Source organism: Cupriavidus sp. USMAHM13 (assembly GCF_001854285.1).
In the GTDB taxonomy this organism is placed as follows: domain Bacteria; phylum Pseudomonadota; class Gammaproteobacteria; order Burkholderiales; family Burkholderiaceae; genus Cupriavidus; species Cupriavidus malaysiensis.
The window spans coordinates 3381327-3400900 of record NZ_CP017751.1 but is presented as its reverse complement, the minus strand read 5'-3'; the positions used below and the strand labels follow the sequence as shown (position 1 = coordinate 3400900).

Genomic DNA, 19574 nt, shown 5'->3' with positions numbered 1-19574 from the left:
GGCGGGCGGTTTCTCGATCGGACAGACCGCATTGTGCCGGCAAAAAGACATCGGTGCGCGGTCGGCGGGGTGCGGCACCGCAGCGGCGCGCCCGGCGGGCTCCGCCGACGTTCGCTGCGGGCCCGGTAGAATCGCGGCCATGTTCGCCAACTCCCGCACCATCGCCTCGGCCCAGACGGGCATCCACGATCACCTCGACGCGCGCGTGGCGCGCCACCTGGCGGAGCCCTTCCGCAAGCCCGTCGGCGAGGCCAGTCGCAATGCGCTGGAGGCGGCGCTGGCGCGCTGGCAGCAGGCCGGCGGTGCGCCGCTGATCCTGGACGCCGGCTGCGGCGTGGGTGAGAGCACGTTGCGGCTGGCGCAGGCCTGGCCCGACCATTTCGTCATCGGCGTGGACCAGTCGGAAAAGCGCCTGGCCGCCGGCAAGGACTGGTGGGAGGGGGAGCGGCCCGGAAACTTCGTCTGGGCCCGCGCCGACCTGGTGGACGTGTGGCGCCTGCTGCAGGACCTGCAGGTGGCGGTGGCCCGCCACTACGTGCTGTATCCGAACCCCTGGCCCAAGATCGGCCATCTGGGCCGGCGCTGGCAGGGGCACGCCGTGTTCCCCGCGCTGGCCGCCTGCGGCGCCTACCTGGAGTGCCGCAGCAACTGGCAGATCTACGTGGAAGAGTTCGCGCGGGCGCTGGCCCTGGCCGGGCGGCCGGCACGGATCGAACCCTGGCAGCCGGCCGAGGCCATGACGCCGTTCGAGCGCAAGTACGGCGCCTCCGGCCATGCGCTCTGGCGCTGCGTCAGCGAGGCGGCCGGCTGAGCCCCGCGCGGCGGGGGGGCACCAAGGCAAACGGCCCGCGCAAGGCGGGCCGTCGGCGGGGGCGGGAGCGCGGACGCGCTCCGGCTCAGTGGAACAGCGGCTGTTGCGTGGGCGCGTCTTCCGGCAGTTCGGCGTGGACGATCTCGCCCGTGCGGTCGGCATACAGCGGCGTGCCGCAGTCCTCGCAGTACTCGGGGTCGAACAGTGCGGCATGGCGGAAGATGTCTTCCACGCCGGCGTTGCGCAATTCCTCGCAGATCTGCTCGACCGGACCGCCTTTCTCCTCGCTGTCGATCTCGCCCGCCTCGCGGCCGTAGACCGGCCAGACGATGCCGTAGATGACGTCTTTCTCGCCGCGCATGGTGAAGCCCACGCGGTATTCCTCGACCTCGTCCTCGCCGAAGGCGGCCAGCACCGCCGCCAACTGGCCGGCCGGCACGTCCAGCGTGCCGCACAGGTAGTTGACGGCCGCGCGCACCGTCAGCGGACGGATGCTCTTGTCCGACTCGCGGCAGGACAGGAAGAAGGCGTCGGGCAGCAGCAGCTCGAACTCGCAGCCGGGCAGCAGCAGGGCCACCGAGGGCTGTACCTGGGTGCGCCAATGCTCCAGGCAGATCGAGCGCTCGGCATGGTGTTCCTTGGCGTCTTCCTGCCAGCGGAACAGCGGGCCTTCGTGCGGTGCCACCACCACGGCCAGCAGGTAGCGCGGGTCGGCCAGGATGGGGGCGGTCTCGGGCAGGTCGCGCAGGTCGACCTTGGGCGCGTTGCCGGCCAGCGCGGCCGACAGCAGCTTGTGCGTCAGCGCGAAGGTGTCGCTATGGGTGCGCGGCAGCTGGTCGATGCTGTACAGATAGGGCGACAGCGCCACCTTGGTCTGCGCGGCCAGCACGTGGGCCTGCAGGTGCACGGTGAGCGTCTGCACCAGGTCGGGCTTGAGCGCGCCCGAGGGAATGGCGTAGCGGGTATGGGCCAGGATGGGCGCGGCGATCAGCAGCGCATCGTAGCGCACCCCGTCGAGCTCCACGGTGGCCGATTCGGCCAGCGTCTCGGCCTGCTCGGCCAGCACGTCGGAGGCGTCCGGATTGTGCTTGAACAGGTGTTCGAGTGCCGCGTCCAGCGCCGACTGGCTGCCGTTCTTCAGCAGCCGGCCGAGCCGTTGCGAGAGCCTCCGCTCCCAGTACCCGTCTTCCATGCGGCTGCCCGAGGCATCGAGGGCGAGCGCGTCCGCCACCAGTCGCTCGGCGTCGGGTGAAAGACGAGGGGAAGCCTTGGAGCGAAAACCTGCCATATGTAGAAACCATCCGTGATTCGGTAAAACGGTATTCTACTCGCAGCCATGGAAAACGCGGCCACGGCAGGGGCCGTACGCGGGGATTGCGCCCCTGGCGTCCTATTTCCCGGCCGGCGCGGCGGGGGCGTGCGATTCCACGCTGTGCTGCTCACCGGCGATGGCGATGTCGCCGCCGCTGCGCGTCAGCAGGTAGAGTGCGCCGCCGGCGACCAGCACGAAAGCGATGAGGATCTTGACCATGGTGTCTCCTGGTGGGTGGCGGGCCGCGGGCCCGCCTGCCTGGCGGCCGGCGGCGCCGGCCCTGGCCTTGTTGTAGGTGTAGGAGACAGTCTGGCAGCGCCGCCTTGCGTGGAACTTACATGGCCGGTCCGGCGGGCCGGCTGTTGCCGGCTCCCGGCGCGGCGCCGACCGGGCCGGAAAGCCGTGCGCCGCCTGCGGCACCGGGCCGGCGGCGCACGGGGCCGGGGCGCTCGCTGGCGGCCCGGCACGGAGGCCAGGGCCGGCACCCGCGGGGGGGGCCGGCGTCCGGCCTCAGGCGGCCAGCAGCTGGCGCAGCACGAAGGGCAGGATGCCGCCGTGGTTGTAGTAATCCACCTCGATCGGGGTGTCGATGCGCAGCAGCACCGGCACGCGCTGCGCCTCGCCGTCGGCGCGGTGGATCACCAGGGTCACGTCCTGCTGCGGCTTCAGCTCGCCCTCGATGCCTTCGATGTCGAAGGTCTCGGTGCCGGTGAGGCCGAGCGACTGCGCGCTGTCGTTGCCCTTGAACTGCAGCGGCAGCACGCCCATGCCGACCAGGTTGGAGCGGTGGATGCGCTCGAAGCTGCGCGCGATCACCGCCTTGACGCCGAGCAGCTGGGTGCCCTTGGCCGCCCAGTCGCGCGACGAGCCGGTGCCGTATTCCTCGCCGCCGAAGACCACGGTCGGCGTGCCCGCGGCGATGTACTGCATGGCCGCGTCGTAGATCGACATCTGCTCGCCGTCCGGCTGATGCAGCGTCAGGCCGCCTTCCACGCGCGAGCCGTCGGCCTTGGGCGGGATCATCAGGTTCTTGATGCGCACGTTGGCGAAGGTGCCGCGCATCATCACCTCATGGTTGCCGCGGCGCGAGCCATAGCTGTTGAAGTCGGCCTTCAGCACGCCGTGTTCCTGCAGGTACTTGCCGGCCGGCGAGGTGTCCTTGATCGAGCCTGCCGGCGAGATGTGGTCGGTGGTGACCGAGTCGCCGAAGATGCCCAGCGCGCGCGCGCCGCGCACGTTGCTGACGCTCTGGGCCGGCTCCATGCTGAAGTCCTGGAAGAAGGGCGGTTCGGCGATGTAGGTGGAGGTCGGCCAGTCGTAGACCTGGCCGCTGGTGCCGGTGATGTCCGCCCACAGCTTGCTCGGCTTGTTGACCTGGGCGTAGTTCTTCTTGAACACGTCCGAATTCATCGCGAACTTCATCAGCGCGTGGATCTCTTCCGAGCTTGGCCAGATGTCGCCCAGGTAGATGTCGCGCCCGCCCTTGCCCTGGCCGACCGGCTCGGTCATCAGGTCGCGCGTCATGGTGCCGGCGATGGCGTAGGCCACCACCAGCGGCGGCGAGGCCAGGAAGTTGGCGCGGATGTTCGGGTGGATGCGCGCCTCGAAGTTGCGGTTGCCGGACAGCACGGCGGCGGCCACCAGGTCGTTCTTGACGATGGCCTCGTTGATCTCCGGCGTCAGGTCGCCGGCGTTGCCGATGCAGGTGGTGCAGCCATAGGCGGCTACGTCGAAGCCCAGCTTTTCCAGGTAGGGCAGCAGGCCGGCCGCCTTCAGGTATTCGGTCACCACGCGGCTTCCGGGGGCCAGCGAGGTCTTGATGTGCTTGGCCACGGTCAGGCCTGCCTCGACCGCCTTCTTGGCCAGCAGGCCGGCCGCCAGCAGCACGCTCGGGTTGGAGGTGTTGGTGCAGGAGGTGATGGCGGCGATCAGCACGTCACCGTTCTTGATCTCGATGCCGTCGGCGGTCTGGTAGGGCTTGTCCAGTTCCGCGACGTCCTTGTTGAAGCCGTTCTCGGCCACCGGCTTGGCGAACAGCGAGGCGAAGGTCGACTTGACATCGCCGATCTCGATGCGGTCCTGCGGGCGCTTCGGGCCGGCCAGCGACGGCGCCACCGAGCCCAGGTCCAGCGTCAGCGTCTTGGTGTAGTCGATCTCGCCGGCGCGCGGCACGCCGAACAGTTCCTGGGCGCGGAAGTAGCCCTCGAAGGCGGCGATCTCCTTGTCGGTGCGGCCGGTGCCCTGGAAGTAGTCGATGGTCTTTTCGTCGACCGGGAAGAAGCCCATGGTGGCGCCGTACTCGGGCGCCATGTTGCCGATGGTGGCGCGGTCCGGCACCGACAGGCTGGCGGTGCCTTCGCCGAAGAACTCGACGAACTTGCCGACCACTTTCTCGCGGCGCAGCATCTCGGTGATGGTCAGCACCAGGTCGGTGGCCGTCACGCCTTCGCGCAGGCGGCCCTTGAGCTCGACGCCGACCACGTCCGGGGTCAGGAAGTAGACCGGCTGGCCGAGCATGCCGGCTTCGGCCTCGATGCCGCCGACGCCCCAGCCGACCACGCCGATGCCGTTGATCATGGTGGTGTGGCTGTCGGTGCCGACCAGGGTGTCAGGATAGTAGACACCGTCCTTCTTGTGGACGCCGCGTGCCAGGTATTCGAGGTTGACCTGGTGCACGATGCCGAAGCCTGGCTGCACCACGCCGAAGGTGTCGAAGGCCTGCATGCCCCACTTCATGAACTGGTAGCGCTCGTTGTTGCGCTTGAATTCCAGCTGCATGTTCAGGTCCAGCGCCTTCTTCTCGCCATAGTGGTCGACCTGCACGGAGTGGTCGACCACCAGGTCCACCGGCACCAGCGGCTCGATCTTCTTGGGATCCTTGCCCATGCTCTCGGCCACGTTGCGCATGGCGGCCAGGTCGGCCAGCAGCGGCACGCCGGTGAAGTCCTGCAGCACCACGCGGGCCACCACGAAAGGGATCTCGTCGACGCGCTCGGCATTGGGCTGCCAGCCGGCCAGCTGCCTGACGTGTTCCTCGGTCACCTTCTTGCCGTCGCAATTGCGCAGCACGGATTCGAGCACGAGGCGGATCGATACCGGCAGCCGCTCGATGGCTACGCCGAGTTCCTTGCCGAGCTGGGGCAGGGAGTAGAACTTGCCTTTGGCCGAGGGGCCGATCTTGAATTCTTTCAGAGTCTTGTCGAGGTTGTGGGGCATTGCCTTACTCCAATCGAAGGGTGATGCGGGCGGACTGAGATGGATGCTGACTTCTTCTTTTCGCGGTGCCGGCCCGGTGCCGGGGCGGGGCCCGAGCCCGCATCGCGGGAGGGGCGGCACGCGCTGCAGCCCCCGGTCGCCGGCGGCGGAAAGTGCCGCCGGCTGCAATGCTCAACTTTAGCTCCGGCCCGTGGCGCAGGGCAACCCGTGTCGTGCGGCAAGGGCCGGCTCAGATCACGTACAGGTCGACGTATTCGTGGACCGGCATCGCTTCCAGGCGCGCCTGGTCCAGCGAGACGTCCAGGATGGCCTGCTGCTGGCGGGGCGGGAAGCGGCGCGCCAGGTTGGCGCGGAACTTCCCGACCAGCAGGGGGATGCCCTCGGCGCGGCGGCGCTTGTGCCCGAGCGGGTATTCGACCACCACCTCGGGCAGTACCGTGCCGTCGTCCAGCTCGACCGTCAGGCCGTTGGCGATCGAGCGTTTGTCGGGATCGTGGTAGTCGGCGGTGAAGGCCGGGTCCTCGACACAGGCGATCTTCTCCCGCAGCGCGTCGATACGCGGGTCGGCGGCGGCCTCGTCCTCGTAGTCGGCGGCCGTCAGCCGGCCGCGCAGCAGCGGCACCGCCACCATGTACTGGATGCAGTGGTCGCGATCGGCCGGGTTGGCCAGCGGGCCATGCTTGTCGATGATGCGCAGGCAGGCCTCGTGGGTGCGGATGGTGACGCGGCGGATGTCTGCCGCGCTACGGCCTGCCGCAGCCAGTTGCCGGTGCAGCGCTATGGCGGCCTCGGCGGCCGTCTGCGCGTGGAATTCGGCCGGGAAGGCCACCTTGAACAGCACGTTCTCCATCACGTAGCTGCCATAGGGGCGCTGGAAGCGGAAGGGCTGGCCGCGATACAGCACGTCGTAGAAGCCCCAGGTCCTGGCGCTCAGCACCGAGGGATAACCCATCTCGCCGGTGCGGGCGATCAGTGCCAGCCGCACGGCCCGGCTGGTGGCGTCGCCGGCGGCCCAGCTCTTGCGGCTGCCGGTGTTGGGGGCGTGGCGGTAGGTGCGCAGCGGCTGGCCGTCGACCCAGGCCAGCGACACCGCGTTGGCGATCTCGTCGTGCGACAGGCCCAGCAGACGGGCCGCGACCGCGGTGGAGGCCACCTTGACCAGCACCACGTGGTCCAGGCCGACCCGGTTGAAGGCATTCTCGAGCGCCAGGCAGCCCTGGATCTCGTGCGCTTTGATCATGGCCGCCAGCACATCCTTCATCAGCAGGGGTTTGCGCCCGGCGGCGACGTGGTTGCGCGACAGCCAGTCGGCGGTGGCCAGGATGGCGCCGAGGTTGTCGGAGGGGTGGCCCCATTCGGCGGCCAGCCAGGTGTCGTTGAAGTCCAGCCAGCGCACCATGGCGCCGATGTTGAAGGCGGCCTGGACGGGGTCGAGCTGGAATTGGGTGCCGGGCACCTTGGCGCCGTTTGGCACCACCGTGCCGGGCACGACAGGCCCGAGCAGCTTGGTGCAGGCGGGGTAGGAGAGCGCCTCCAGCCCGCAGCCCAAGGTGTCGATCAGGCAGTTGCGGGCCGTGTCGTAGGCCAGGGCGCTCTTGATCTGGTACCGCGTCACATAGTCGACGATGTCGACGATGACCTGGTCGGTATCGGGACGGACATGGGAGATGGCTGTGGACATGGGGTTCCCTCGGCGCTCCTGCCTGTCTGCGGCGGGTCTGGCTTGCCGGGCTGGCCGCCCGGCGGGCTTGCTGCCTGGCTTACTGGTGCGGCTGTGCGTTCTGTTGCTGTGCAGCATCCTGCGGCTGTGCCGGCTGCTGGGCGGGCGCGACCAGCAGCGGGGTGGCCACCGGGGCGCGCAGCGCGCCGGCCTGGGTCGGCGCGGCGGCACCGCCCTGCATGGCCACGGTCTGGCATTCGTCGGCCAGGCGATGGCCTTCCTTGCGGTCGAACAGCATCGCCTTGCTCGGGATCACGACCAGGTCGAGGCCCGAGTGGGAATCATAGTAGCGGTCGGCGCCGGTCACGGTGGTCTGGCGCGGCAGCTTGTATTCCTTGCCTTGCCAGTTCAGGGTCAGGACCTCGTCGCGCAGCATGTTGCCGTCGACATAGAGGCTGTTGCCCAGTTCGCAGCTCCACTTCTCGCCCTTGGGCGGCACCGGCGCGGCGGCCGTGGCGCCCTTCTTGGAGGCCTTCTTCTTGGCCGGCGCCTTCTTGGCCGCAGCCTTCTTGGCGGGTTCCTGGGCCACGGCGGTGCCGGCGGCGGTCACGGTGAGGGCGCCAAGGCAGGCGGCGATCAGGAGGTGTTTCATCAGACGTTTCCTTTCGGGGCAATAAGATCTTCGGTAAGGCGGGCCCTGGCCCGCCATGGGGCGGCCCGGTGCCGTTCCGCCGCTATTCTCTACGATTTGCGACGGCGGGCGTAGGGGCGCTGCCATTGGTTACATTATCCCCCCCGCCGGGTGGCGTTCCCGCCTGTGATGATATTCATAGATCACTTTCGTTTGCCGATCGGCACGAACTTGAGGTTATCCGGCCCGGTGTAGTTGGCGCTGGGGCGGATGATCTTGTTGTCGATGCGCTGCTCGATGATGTGCGCGGCCCAGCCCGAGGTGCGCGCGATGACGAACAGCGGGGTGAACATGGCGGTGGGCACGCCCATCATGTGGTAGCTGACGGCGCTGAACCAGTCCAGGTTGGGGAACATCTTCTTGATGTCCCACATCACGGTCTCCAGGCGCTCGGCGATGTCGAACATCTTCATCGAGCCGGCGTCCTTGGACAGATTGCGCGCGACTTCCTTGATGACCTTGTTGCGCGGGTCGCCGATGGTGTACACCGGGTGGCCGAAGCCGATCACCACTTCCTTGTTCTCCACGCGGCGCGTGATGTCGGCCTGGGCCTCGTCGGGGGTGTCGTAGCGCTTCTGGATCTCGAAGGCCACTTCGTTGGCGCCGCCGTGCTTCGGGCCGCGCAGCGCGCCGATGGCGCCGCAGATCGACGAGTACATGTCCGAGCCGGTGCCGGCGATGACGCGGCCGGTGAAGGTCGAGGCGTTGAACTCGTGCTCCGCGTACAGGATCAGCGAGGTGTGCATGGCGCGCTCCCACAGGGCCGAGGGCTTCTCGCCGTGCAGCAGGTGCAGGAAGTGGGCGCCGATGGAGTCGTCGTCGGTCTCGACCTCGATGCGGCGGCCGTTGTGGCTGTAGTGGTACCAGTACAGCAGCATCGAGCCGAGGCTGGCCATCAGGCGGTCGGCGATGTCGCGCGCGTCGGGGGAGTTGTGGTCGTCCTTCTCGGGCAGCACGGTGCCGAGCACGGACACGCCGGTGCGCATCACGTCCATCGGGTGGGCGCTGGCGGGCACCCATTCGAGGGCGGCCTTGACGTTGGCGGGCAGGCCGCGCAGGGCCTTGAGCTTGGTCTTGTAGGCGCGCAGCTCGGCCTTGGTGGGCAGCTTGCCGTGCACCAGCAGGTGGGCGATCTCCTCGAATTCGCAGGCGTCGGCGATGTCGAGGATGTCGTAGCCGCGGTAGTGCAGGTCGTTGCCGCTGCGGCCGACCGTGCACAGCGCGGTGTTGCCGGCGGTCACGCCGGACAGGGCCACGGACTTCTTGGGCTTCGGCCCGGCCGGGGCCGCCGTGACGCCGGCGGGTGCGGAGTCGGGGCTGGCAGGTTCGTTCGCCGCGCTGGTCGGTGCTGCCGCCTTGGCTTTGGCCATCGGTGTCTCCTGGTTCTTTGAGTCTTCTTGAGGGATCGGGGGAAGTCGCCAGCCGCCGGGCCCCAGCCCGGGATCAGGCGAAGAACAGCTCCTGGACGCGTTCGGGCAGGTCGGCGCCGGTGGCGTGCGCGCGCTGCAGCAGCGACCAGTAGTAGCGGTAGCTGGCGCGGTCGTGCAACTGGTCCTGGTGGCGGATCGGCGCCCAGCTGTTGTCGTAGGCGGCCAGCAGGATCTCGCTGGCGGCGCCGATTTCCTGGCGCTCCGGGCGGAAGGCCGCGACGATCGGCTCCACCTGGCTCGGGTGGATGCTCCACTTGCGCAGGTAGCCGAACTCTCCGCGCGCGCGCCGGGCGTCCTCGCCGGCGCGCTCCGGGTGGCGCACGTCGGTGCTGACGTTGTGCGAGGGCACCTTGCCGTGCCGGTGGCAGGCCGCCGAGATTTCCAGCATGGCGCGGCGGACCAGCGGGTGTTCGAACTGCTGCGGCGAGCGCATCGCCTCGCCGGGAATGGCGCCGTGGTGGGCCGAGACGAAGTCCATCAGGCCGAAGCTGAGGCACTCGACCTGCACCAGTGAGGCGATCTCGAACACCTGCTCCAGGGCGGCATGGGTTTCCACCAGCGCATGGATGGGAATGTGACGGGCAATGCCTGCCGAGCGCGCTACCTGGTTCACATGGTCGGTCACACGGGCGATTTCCACCACGTCGGTGGCCTTGGGCACCACCACGTAGGCCAGTCGTGCCCCGGCTGCGCCGACCAGGATCTCGACATCGCTGCGCCACGAGGGATGGGAGGGCGCGTGCACGCGCACGCCGACCCGGTTATGGATGTTGAGCGGGCTGTTGACCAGGCGCGCGCAAAGCTGGGCGTGTTCGCGCTCCTGGCCTACCGCAGCGCCGTCTTCGCAGTCGAAGGTGAGGTCGAAGACCGGCCCAAGCTCTTGTTGCAGGGCGAGCGACTTGAGCATCAGCTTCTCGCTGCCGGCGTAGTGGTCGCACACGGGCAACTGGACCGGCATGGTCTCGCCCTGGAACAAGATCTCGGAGGGATGCACGTTGAGGGTTCTATTCAATCGGGATGGATGGGGCAGGGCCAAAGCAAACAGGCCGGAGCCCGCGCCGATCCGAGAATCGTTGCGGGGCTCCGGCCTGTCATGGCGCCTTGCGGGAAGGTGCGGGATCAGCCCAGCAGGTGCTGCACGCCGGCGCGCTCTTCTTCGAGCTCATTCAGCGTGATGTTGATCTTTTCCTGGCTGTACGCGTCGATCTCGAGACCCTTGACGATCTCGTACTTGCCGTTGGCCGTGGTGACCGGGTAGCCGAACATCACGTCCTGCGGGATGCCGTATTCACCGTTCGACGGGATGCCCATGGTGACGACCTTGCCGTTGGTGCCCAGCACCCAGTCGCGCACGTGGTCGATGGCGGCGTTGGCTGCCGAAGCGGCCGACGACAGGCCGCGCGCCTCGATGATGGCGGCACCGCGCTTGCCGACGGTCGGCAGGAACACGTCGTTGTTCCACACCGGGTCGTTGATCAGGTCCTTGACGCTCTGGCCGTCGACGGTCGCATAGCGGTAGTCGGCGTACATGGTCGGGCTGTGGTTGCCCCACACGAACAGCTTCTCGATCGATGCGACCGGCTTGCCGGTCTTGGCGGCGATCTGCGACAGGGCGCGGTTGTGATCCAGGCGCAGCATCGCGGTGAAGTTCTCGCGCGGCAGGTCCGGCGCCGACTTCATGGCGATGTAGGCATTGGTGTTGGCGGGGTTGCCGACCACCAGGACCTTGACGTTGCGGCTGGCGACGTCGTTCAGTGCCTTGCCCTGCACCGTGAAGATCTGGGCGTTGGCTTCCAGCAGGTCCTTGCGTTCCATGCCCTTGCTGCGGGGGCGGGCGCCCACCAGCAGGGCCACGTCGGCGTCCTTGAAGGCGACCTTGGGATCATCGGTGATCACCACGCCGGCCAGCAGCGGGAACGCGCAGTCTTCCAGTTCCATCACCACGCCCTTGACGGCGGCCTGGGCTTGCGGGAGGTCGAGCAGTTGGAGGATGACCGGCTGGTCTTTGCCCAGCATGTCGCCGTTGGCGATGCGGAACAGCAGGGAGTAGCCGATCTGGCCAGCGGCGCCGGTGACTGCGACGCGCATTGGGGCTTTAGCCATGAGTAAATCTCCAAACGAGAAAAGGGGGAAACCGGTCGGTGTCGCGCCGCACGGACGCGGGCATCGCACCGCTGCGGGTTGTCGCCACGGCGGCAGGCGGCAGTCCGTCTGCACCGCCTGCGCGGGGCGCAGCGCGGCGGCCGGATGGGCTGGTGCCGCGACGGGTCATGGCGATGCGACAAGGCGTAAGTCTACTGCGAAGCGGCATGCCACATCCATAGCAACATCGCGGTCCAGGCTCCACATGGCACGTGGCGTGGCTGCCTGCGTGGCTGCTCGAGGCAGGCGGAGTGTAGGCCGCCCCCCTTGCAAAGTCAATTCATATGTCTTATATAAGACATAAGACATTTGATGTTGGGCTGGACGCGCTTCGGCTTTTTGTGGTGAAATCCGGCTATGTCATCGCTGCCCTCGACCTTCGCCGGTGTTCCGCCCAGCGGAGCTTCCGATCCCGGTGCTGCTGCGCCCGGCGCCGGAGCGCAGCCGTCCGCGCCCGCCGCGGGCCCGGTCGCGCCCGCCGTGTCGGCCGCGCCTCCCGCCCCCGCTCCCTCGCCCACCTTCAGTCCGCTCTACCAGCAGATCAAGGCCCTGATCATGAAGAGCCTGCAGTCCGGCGAGTGGAAGCCGGGCGAGATGATCCCGAGCGAGATGGAGCTGGCGTCGCGCTACAAGGTCAGCCAGGGTACGGTACGCAAGGCCATCGACGAGCTGGCGGGCGAGAACCTGGTGGCGCGCCGCCAGGGCAAGGGCACCTTCGTCACCACCCATCATGAGGACGGGGTCAAGTTCCGCTTCCTGCGGCTGGTGCCGGACGAGGGCGAGCCGCATTACGGTGCCAGCCACGTGCTGGAATGCAAGCGCCTGCGGGCGCCTGCCGAGATCGCGCGCCTGCTGGACATCCGCACCGGCGACAGCGTGGTGCAGATCCGCCGCGTGCTGTTCTTCTCGGGCGAGGCCACTGTGCTCGACGAGATCTGGCTGCTCGGCACCAACTTCAAGGGCCTGACGGCCGAGAAGCTGACTGAGTGGAAGGGGCCGATGTATGCCCTGTTCGAGGCGGAGTTCGGCACGCGGATGATCCGTGCCTCCGAAAAGATTCGTGCGGTGTCGGCCGATTCGACCGCCGCCGCGCTGCTCTCGGTGCCCGAGGGCTCGCCGCTGCTGTCGGTGGAGCGGGTCTCGTTCACCTATGGGGATCGGCCTGTCGAAGTCCGGCGCGGTCTGTATGTCACGACGCGCCACTATTATCAGAACGATTTGAGTTGATCCTTGGGCGGCGCGCGTCCGCGTGCCGATTGTTGTGAATTGTGCGATAGCCGGACAGGCTGTTGCCTTGGATGGAAGCAATGGTTGCACCAAAGCGGTTCCGGACGGGTAGTGGGCAGTTGTCGGGTACGCCAGCCTGGTGCCCGATAGCTGAAAATTATTGGTGCGGCGCGCAACAAAGGCGCTAAAATCATCAGGATTTGCACCCGGTGCATCCATTTGCATTCAGGCTCCGGATGCACAGGAAATTCTTGTTTTTTGTTTACCGCTAATGGGGTCTCGCATGGCTGAAGCCGTCAAACAAGCCAGGCCGGAATTCCGGAACATCCATGTCGCGCAGCTTGCGCGATATCGGTTGCCCTGGGCCGGCAAGGTATCCATCCTGCATCGCGCGAGCGGTGCCATGATGTTCCTGCTGCTGCCGTTCATCCTGTATCTGTTCGAACAGAGCGTCACTTCCGAACTCAGCTTCGCCAAGTTCACTTCCCTGCTTTCCAACGGCTTCGTCAAGCTGGTGTTGCTGGCCCTGATCTGGGGCTACCTGCATCACTTCTGCGCCGGTATCCGCTTCCTGCTGCTCGATGTCCACGTCGGCGTCACCAAGCCGGCCTCCGCCAAGTCCGCCGTCGCCGTCCTGATCGTCAGCCTGCTGCTCACCGCGATTTTCGGCCTGAAGCTGTTCGGCGTGTTTTGAGGAGAGTCAAGGTGGCTAACAATAATATCGGTCCCAAGCGCCTGGTCGTCGGCGCGCACTACGGTATCAAGGATTGGCTGGCGCAACGCGTGACCGCCTGTGTGATGGTGGTCTTCACGGTCGTGCTGGCCATTGCCTTCCTGCTCTCGAACGGCGCTTCCTATGAAGCGTGGGCGGGGCTCTTCGCCAACCAGTGGATGAAGATCCTGACGTTCCTGACCATCCTGTCGCTGCTGTATCACGCCTGGATCGGCGTGCGCGATATCTGGATGGACTATGTGAAGCCGATGGCCGTGCGCCTCGTGCTGCAAGTTCTTACCATTCTGTGGCTCGTCGGTTGTGCGGGCTACGCTGCTCAGATTCTCTGGAGGGTGTAATAAATGGTCGCAGTCAAGACTGGATTGCCGCGTCGCCGCTTTGACGTGGTTATCGTCGGGGCGGGCGGCTCCGGGATGCGCGCATCCCTCCAGCTCGCGGAAGCCGGCCTGAACGTGGCCGTGCTGTCGAAGGTGTTCCCCACCCGCTCGCACACCGTGGCGGCGCAGGGCGGTATCGGTGCCTCGCTCGGCAACATGAGCGAAGACAACTGGCACTACCACTTCTACGACACCATCAAGGGTTCGGACTGGCTGGGCGACCAGGACGCCATCGAGTTCATGTGCCGCGAGGCACCGAACGTGGTGTACGAGCTCGAACACTTCGGCATGCCGTTCGACCGCAATGCCGACGGCACCATCTACCAGCGTCCCTTCGGCGGGCACACCTCCAACTACGGCGAGAAGCCGGTGCAGCGCGCCTGCGCCGCGGCCGACCGTACCGGCCACGCGCTGCTGCACACGCTGTACCAACGCAATGTTCGCGCCAAGACGCACTTCTTCGTCGAGTGGATGGCGCTGGACCTGATCCGCGACCAGGACGGCGACGTGCTGGGCGTGACCGCGCTGGAAATGGAAACCGGCGAGGTCTACATCCTCGAAGCCAAGACCACGCTGTTCGCCACCGGCGGTGCCGGCCGCATCTACGCTGCTTCCACCAACGCCTTCATCAACACGGGTGACGGCCTGGGCATGGCGGCGCGCGCCGGCATCCCGCTGGAAGACATGGAGTTCTGGCAGTTCCACCCGACCGGCGTGGCCGGCGCGGGCGTGCTGATCACCGAAGGCGTGCGCGGCGAAGGCGGCATCCTGCGCAACAAGGACGGCGAGCGCTTCATGGAGCGCTACGCGCCGACGCTGAAGGACCTGGCGCCGCGCGACTTCGTCTCGCGCTCGATGGACCAGGAAATCAAGGAAGGCCGTGGCTGCGGCCCGAACGGCGACTACGTGCTGCTCGACCTGACCCACGTCGGCGCCGAGACCATCATGAAGCGCCTGCCGTCGATTCGCGAGATCGGCATGAAGTTCGCCAACGTCGACGCGATCAAGGAACCGATTCCTGTGGTGCCGACCATCCACTACCAGATGGGTGGCATTCCGACCAACTACCACGGTCAGGTGGTGGTGCCGAAGAACGGCAGCCCGAACGAGGTGGTCAACGGCTTCTACGCGATCGGCGAATGCTCCTGCGTGTCGGTGCACGGCGCCAACCGCCTGGGCACGAACTCGCTGCTGGACCTGGTGGTGTTCGGCCGTTCCGCCGGCAACCACATCGTCAAGCACGTCAACGACAGCAAGGAACACAAGCCGCTGCCGGCCGACGCCGCCGACCGGGCGATGGAACGCCTGGCCAGGCTGCAGGCTTCGTCGAAGGGCGAGTACACGCAGGACGTCGCCAACGACATCCGCAAGAACATGCAGTCGCATGCCGGCGTGTTCCGTACCCAGAAGCTGATGGACGAGGGCGTCGAGCGCATCCTCGAGGTGGCAGAGCGCGCGGACAACATCCACCTGAAGGACAAGTCCAAGGTGTTCAACACCGCGCTGGTCGAAGCGCTGGAAGTGGCCAACCTGACGGAAGTGGCCAAGGCCACGATGATCTCTGCGGCGGCCCGCAAGGAATCGCGCGGCGCTCACGCGCACAGCGACTTCCCGAACCGCGACGACGAGAACTGGCTCAAGCACACGCTGTTCTACAGCGAGGGCAACCGCCTCGACTACAAGCCGGTGACGATGAAGCCGCTGACGGTGGAAAGCGTTCCGCCCAAGGCCCGTACGTTCTAAGCCCGCCTCGTAGAGACAACAGGACCCACAGAAATGAAGCGTATTTTCGAAGTCTACCGCTACGATCCGGACAAGGACGCGGCGCCGCGCATGCAGACCTACGAGATCGAGCTGGACGGCCACGAGCGCATGCTGCTCGACGCGCTGCTCAAGCTGAAGAAGCTCGATGAGTCGATCGCCTTCCGCCGCTCCTGCCGCGAAGGCGTGTGCGGTTCGGACGCGATGAACATCAACGGCAAGAACGGCCTGGCCTGCCTGACGAACATGCGCGAGCTGCCCGAGCGCATCGTGCTGCGTCCGCTGCCCGGCCTGCCGGTGGTGCGCGACCTGATCGTCGACATGACGCAGTTCTTCAAGCAGTACAACTCGATCAAGCCCTACCTGATCAACGACGAGCCGCCGCCCGAGAAGGAGCGCCTGCAGTCGCCGGAGGAGCGTGACGAGCTGGATGGCCTGTATGAGTGCATCCTGTGCGCCAGCTGCTCGACGTCCTGCCCCTCGTTCTGGTGGAACCCGGACAAGTTCGTCGGTCCGGCCGGCCTGCTGCAGGCCTACCGTTTCATCGCCGACAGCCGCGACCAGGCCACCAACGAGCGTCTGGACAACCTGAACGACCCGTACCGCCTGTTCCGTTGCCACACCATCATGAACTGTGTGGATGTGTGCCCGAAGGGTCTGAACCCGACCAAGGCCATCGGCAAGATCAAGGAGCTGATGGTCCGCCGCACGGTCTGACGGCCTCAACGGCCAGGCAGTAAGCGGCGCGCCAGCCCGGTCGGCTATACCGGGCCGGCGCGCCGGAAGCAGGAAATCATGACTGAAAGTCAATCCACCTCATTCTCCCATCAGGCCGATCCGCTCAAGCGCGCCCGTCTGCGCTGGCGTGCCCGCCGCGGCCTCCTGGAGAACGACATCATCGTCGAACGATTCTTCAACCGTTACGAGGAGAGCCTGTCCGATGCGGACGTGGCTTCGCTGAGCGCGCTGTTCGATCTCAGCGACAACGAGTTGATGGACTTGCTCCTTGCCCGCAAGGAGCTTGACGGTGAACTCGCCACGCCGCCGGTGCAACGGGTCCTCGACCTGCTGCGCACGGTCTGAGTATGGTCCACATCTTTATCTATAGCATTTGAAGGAACCGACATGACGCCGTCCGATGTGAAAGCCACGCTATCGTTTTCCGATGGTTCCCCCAGCGTCGAGCTGCCGATCTACAAGGGTACCGTAGGCCCGGACGTGATCGATATTCGCAAACTGTACGGCCAGACCGGGAAGTTCACCTACGACCCCGGTTTCATGTCGACGGCTTCGTGCAATTCGAAGATCACCTACATCGACGGCGACAAGGGCGAACTGCTGTACCGCGGCTACCCGATCGAGCAGCTGGCGCAGAAGTGCGACCACCTCGAGACCTGCTACCTGCTGCTGAAGGGCGAACTGCCCAACGCCAAGCAGAAGGAAGAGTTCGTCAACGCGGTGATGAACCACACCATGGTTCACGAGCAGATGCAGTTCTTCCTGCGCGGTTTCCGCCGCGATGCCCACCCGATGGCCGTGCTGACCGGCCTGGTGGGTGCCATGAGCGCGTTCTACCACGACGCCATGGACATCGATGACCCGCACCAGCGCGAAATCTCCGCGATCCGCCTGATCGCCAAGATGCCGACCCTGGTCGCGATGGCCTACAAGTACAACATCGGCCAGCCGTACATCTACCCGCAGAACGACCTGTCCTACTCGGGCAACTTCATGCAGATGATGTTCGCCACGCCGTGCGCGCCGTACAAGGTGAACCCGGTGCTGGAGCGCGCGCTGGACCGCATCTTCATCCTGCACGCCGACCACGAGCAGAACGCTTCGACCTCGACCGTGCGCCTGGCCGGCTCGTCGGGCACCAACCCGTTCGCCGCCATCGCCGCCGGCGTGGCCTGCCTGTGGGGCCCGGCCCACGGCGGCGCCAACGAAGCCGCGCTGAAGATGCTGGAAGAGATCGGCAGCGTCGACAACATCGGCGAGTTCATCAAGCAGGTCAAGGACAAGAACTCGGGCGTGCGCCTGATGGGCTTCGGCCACCGCGTGTACAAGAACTACGACCCGCGCGCCAAGCTGATGCGCGAGACCTGCCACGAAGTGCTGGAAGAACTGGGCCTGCACAACGACCCGCTGTTCAAGCTGGCGATGGAGCTGGAAAAGATCGCGCTGGAAGACGAATACTTCGTCAGCCGCAAGCTCTACCCGAACGTCGACTTCTACTCGGGCATCGTGCAGCGCGCGCTGGGCATCCCGACCTCGCTGTTCACCTGCATCTTCGCGCTGGCCCGCACTCCGGGCTGGATCTCGCAGTGGGAAGAGATGATCACCGATCCGGAATACAAGATCGGCCGTCCGCGCCAGCTGTTCAACGGCGCCGCCTCCCGCGACGTGCCGGACCTGAACAAGCGCTGATCCGGCGCCGCCTCCGGTCTGCCGGTCACTGCGCCGGCAGTCCCGGGCACACGAAACGCCCCGTTTCCGCGGGGCGTTTTTTCTTTCTGGGCGCCGCCGGGGAAGGGCGGGGCGATGCAATGCAGCAGTTCCGGCGGTCGATGGCGCGGCAGGCGCGTGCGTGGCGGAAAAGCGCGATGTTGCGGCGCGAGAAAATATTGCGTGGAATGTGGTGAATCCGTCTTTTTGCGACGATTTGTGCCGCATTTCCCTAAGGGTATTCATCAGATGTTGTGCAAATTCCCCTTGAGGCGGGAATTTTGACCCTATAATGCGGGCTGCTTTGCCGACGGCAGCCGGGCCACCCTTCCGGACTGCGGTGCGGCAAGCGGGGCAGGCGATTCGCTTGCGCAATAGAGAACGCATCAAACGTTGTCTTTCCGAACCAAGGTCTCCGCCCAGGCGGGGGCTGACACATGCCGGGCCCCGCAAGCGAAACTCCAAGCAGGCCCGTCTTCCGCGTTCCGGGGTCCTTCCCGCGGGTGTTGTTCGATTGCGCACGTCAAGCCGCTTCTTGCCCGTTTGACCAATACATAATCGAGGAGCTCCTGATGATGTTGTCCCGTCTTACCTCCATCTCCCTGGCCAGCGCACTGCTCGCTTTCGGCGCCGCCGCCGCCCATGCCGAAACCGTCAAGGTCGCCATTGCCGGCCCGATGAGCGGTTCGGTCGCCCAGTACGGCGACATGGTGAAGGCCGGCGCGCTGACCGCGATCGAGCAGATCAATGCTGCCGGCGGCGCCGGCGGCAACAAGCTGGAAGCCGTGCTGATGGACGATGCCTGCGAACCGAAGCAGGCCGTGGCGGTGGCCAACAAGATCGTCAGCCAGGGCATCAAGTACGTGATCGGCCACGTCTGCTCCGGCTCGACCATTCCCGCCTCGGACATCTACGAGAACGAAGGCATCGTGATGGTCACGCCGTCGGCCACCGCGCCGCAGCTGACCGAGGGCAAGAAGCGCAAGTTCGTCTTCCGCACCATCGGCCGTGACGACCAGCAGGGCCCGGCTGCCGCCCAGTACATCATCGCCAAGGTCAAGCCGAAGAAGGTCGCCGTGCTGCATGACAAGCAGTCGTACGGCCAGGGCATCGCCTCCTCGGTGAAGAAGGACCTGGAAGCAGCCAAGATCCCCGTCGCCGTCTTCGAAGGCATCAACGCCGGCGATTCCGACTACTCGGCCGTCATCACCAAGCTGAAGTCGCAGGGCGTGGACTTCGTCTACTTCGGCGGCTACCACCCCGAGATGGGCCTGCTGATGCGCCAGGCGCGCGAGCAAGGCGTCAAGGCCACCTTCATGGGTCCCGAGGGCGTGGGCAACAAGGACGTGACGGCGATCGCCGGCCCGGCCTCCGAAGGCATGCTGGTGACGCTGCCGGCCGACTTCTCCGCCGATCCGGCCAACGCCGGCCTGGTCAAGGCCTTCGCGGACAAGAAGCGCGACGCCAACGGCCCGTTCCAGATGCCTGCCTACGCCGGCGTCAAGATCATCGCCGACGCCATCGCCGGCGCCAAGACCACCGATCCGACCAAGGTCGCGGCGTACATCCACAAGAGCGCCTTCCAGACCCCGATCGGCAAGGTCGACTACGACGCCCAGGGCGACCTGAAGTCCTTCAAGTTCGTGGTCTTCACCTGGCACAAGGACGCCACCAAGACCGCCGCCAACTGATCCGGCGCTTTTCCGACACGCCCCGCTCCTCGCCTGTCGAGCGGGGCGTTTTGGTATCGGGCTTCCTGCTGCGAGGCT

General features: G+C 66.5%; 17 protein-coding genes. 9 read left to right on the top strand and 8 right to left on the bottom strand.

Annotation, left to right across the window (positions count from 1 at the left end; genetic code table 11):
• The first annotated feature begins 139 nt into the window (after positions 1-139).
• Positions 140-811 (top strand): tRNA (guanine(46)-N(7))-methyltransferase TrmB, encoded by a 672-nt coding sequence (gene trmB, locus BKK81_RS14990; RefSeq protein ID WP_197523928.1) that lies wholly within the window; start codon positions 140-142, stop codon positions 809-811.
• A gap of 85 nt (positions 812-896) precedes the next feature.
• Here trmB and BKK81_RS14985 read toward each other — a convergent pair whose 3' ends face one another.
• From BKK81_RS14985 to BKK81_RS14955, 8 genes are all read right to left on the bottom strand, one after another.
• A complete protein-coding gene (locus BKK81_RS14985) occupies positions 897-2099 on the bottom strand; it encodes a DUF2863 family protein (RefSeq protein ID WP_071014419.1) in 1203 nt (400 codons plus the stop codon).
• 102 nt (positions 2100-2201) lie between these two features.
• A complete protein-coding gene (locus BKK81_RS36045; protein ID WP_167366678.1) occupies positions 2202-2342 on the bottom strand; it encodes a hypothetical protein in 141 nt (46 codons plus the stop codon).
• A 291-nt stretch (positions 2343-2633) separates the two neighbouring features.
• Positions 2634-5339 carry an aconitate hydratase AcnA gene (acnA, locus tag BKK81_RS14980; RefSeq protein WP_071014416.1) on the bottom strand — a complete coding sequence of 902 codons (2706 nt, stop codon included), beginning with the start codon at positions 5337-5339 and terminating at the stop codon, positions 2634-2636.
• 229 nt (positions 5340-5568) lie between these two features.
• Positions 5569-7020: a bifunctional 2-methylcitrate dehydratase/aconitate hydratase gene (locus BKK81_RS14975; protein WP_071014414.1), complete on the bottom strand. Its 1452-nt coding sequence runs from the start codon at positions 7018-7020 to the stop codon at positions 5569-5571.
• A 79-nt stretch (positions 7021-7099) separates the two neighbouring features.
• The gene (locus BKK81_RS14970) at positions 7100-7651 is read right to left on the bottom strand and encodes a hypothetical protein (RefSeq protein WP_071014411.1); all 552 of its coding nucleotides are present in this window, start codon (positions 7649-7651) and stop codon (positions 7100-7102) included.
• A 182-nt stretch (positions 7652-7833) separates the two neighbouring features.
• Positions 7834-9060: a bifunctional 2-methylcitrate synthase/citrate synthase gene (gene prpC, locus BKK81_RS14965; RefSeq protein WP_083384123.1), complete on the bottom strand. Its 1227-nt coding sequence runs from the start codon at positions 9058-9060 to the stop codon at positions 7834-7836.
• 73 nt (positions 9061-9133) lie between these two features.
• Positions 9134-10114, bottom strand: coding sequence for an HpcH/HpaI aldolase/citrate lyase family protein (locus BKK81_RS14960; RefSeq protein WP_071014408.1), 981 nt, complete (start codon positions 10112-10114; stop codon positions 9134-9136).
• 125 nt (positions 10115-10239) lie between these two features.
• The gene (locus BKK81_RS14955) at positions 10240-11223 is read right to left on the bottom strand and encodes a malate dehydrogenase (protein ID WP_071014406.1); all 984 of its coding nucleotides are present in this window, start codon (positions 11221-11223) and stop codon (positions 10240-10242) included.
• A 396-nt stretch (positions 11224-11619) separates the two neighbouring features.
• On the opposite strand from BKK81_RS14955, the gene BKK81_RS14950 reads away from it, so the two are divergent.
• The 8 genes from BKK81_RS14950 to BKK81_RS14915 all read left to right on the top strand — a co-directional run bounded on the left by BKK81_RS14950 (position 11620) and on the right by BKK81_RS14915 (position 19496).
• Positions 11620-12489, top strand: coding sequence for a GntR family transcriptional regulator (locus BKK81_RS14950; RefSeq protein ID WP_071014403.1), 870 nt, complete (start codon positions 11620-11622; stop codon positions 12487-12489).
• 283 nt (positions 12490-12772) lie between these two features.
• A complete protein-coding gene (gene sdhC / locus BKK81_RS14945) occupies positions 12773-13183 on the top strand; it encodes a succinate dehydrogenase, cytochrome b556 subunit (protein ID WP_071016506.1) in 411 nt (136 codons plus the stop codon).
• 11 nt (positions 13184-13194) lie between these two features.
• Complete coding sequence (gene sdhD, locus BKK81_RS14940; RefSeq protein WP_071014400.1) at positions 13195-13560, top strand: succinate dehydrogenase, hydrophobic membrane anchor protein; 366 nt, start codon at positions 13195-13197, stop codon at positions 13558-13560.
• Positions 13561-13563: 3 nt separating this feature from the next.
• On the top strand, positions 13564-15342 hold the full coding sequence (sdhA, locus tag BKK81_RS14935) for a succinate dehydrogenase flavoprotein subunit (RefSeq protein ID WP_071014397.1): 1779 nt from the start codon (positions 13564-13566) through the stop codon (positions 15340-15342).
• 33 nt (positions 15343-15375) lie between these two features.
• The gene (locus BKK81_RS14930; RefSeq protein WP_071014395.1) at positions 15376-16077 is read left to right on the top strand and encodes a succinate dehydrogenase iron-sulfur subunit; all 702 of its coding nucleotides are present in this window, start codon (positions 15376-15378) and stop codon (positions 16075-16077) included.
• Positions 16078-16155: 78 nt separating this feature from the next.
• A complete protein-coding gene (locus BKK81_RS14925; RefSeq protein ID WP_071014392.1) occupies positions 16156-16443 on the top strand; it encodes an FAD assembly factor SdhE in 288 nt (95 codons plus the stop codon).
• 42 nt (positions 16444-16485) lie between these two features.
• Positions 16486-17787: a citrate synthase gene (gene gltA, locus BKK81_RS14920; RefSeq protein ID WP_071014389.1), complete on the top strand. Its 1302-nt coding sequence runs from the start codon at positions 16486-16488 to the stop codon at positions 17785-17787.
• 590 nt (positions 17788-18377) lie between these two features.
• Complete coding sequence (locus BKK81_RS14915; protein WP_071014387.1) at positions 18378-19496, top strand: branched-chain amino acid ABC transporter substrate-binding protein; 1119 nt, start codon at positions 18378-18380, stop codon at positions 19494-19496.
• The last annotated feature ends 78 nt before the right edge of the window (positions 19497-19574 follow it).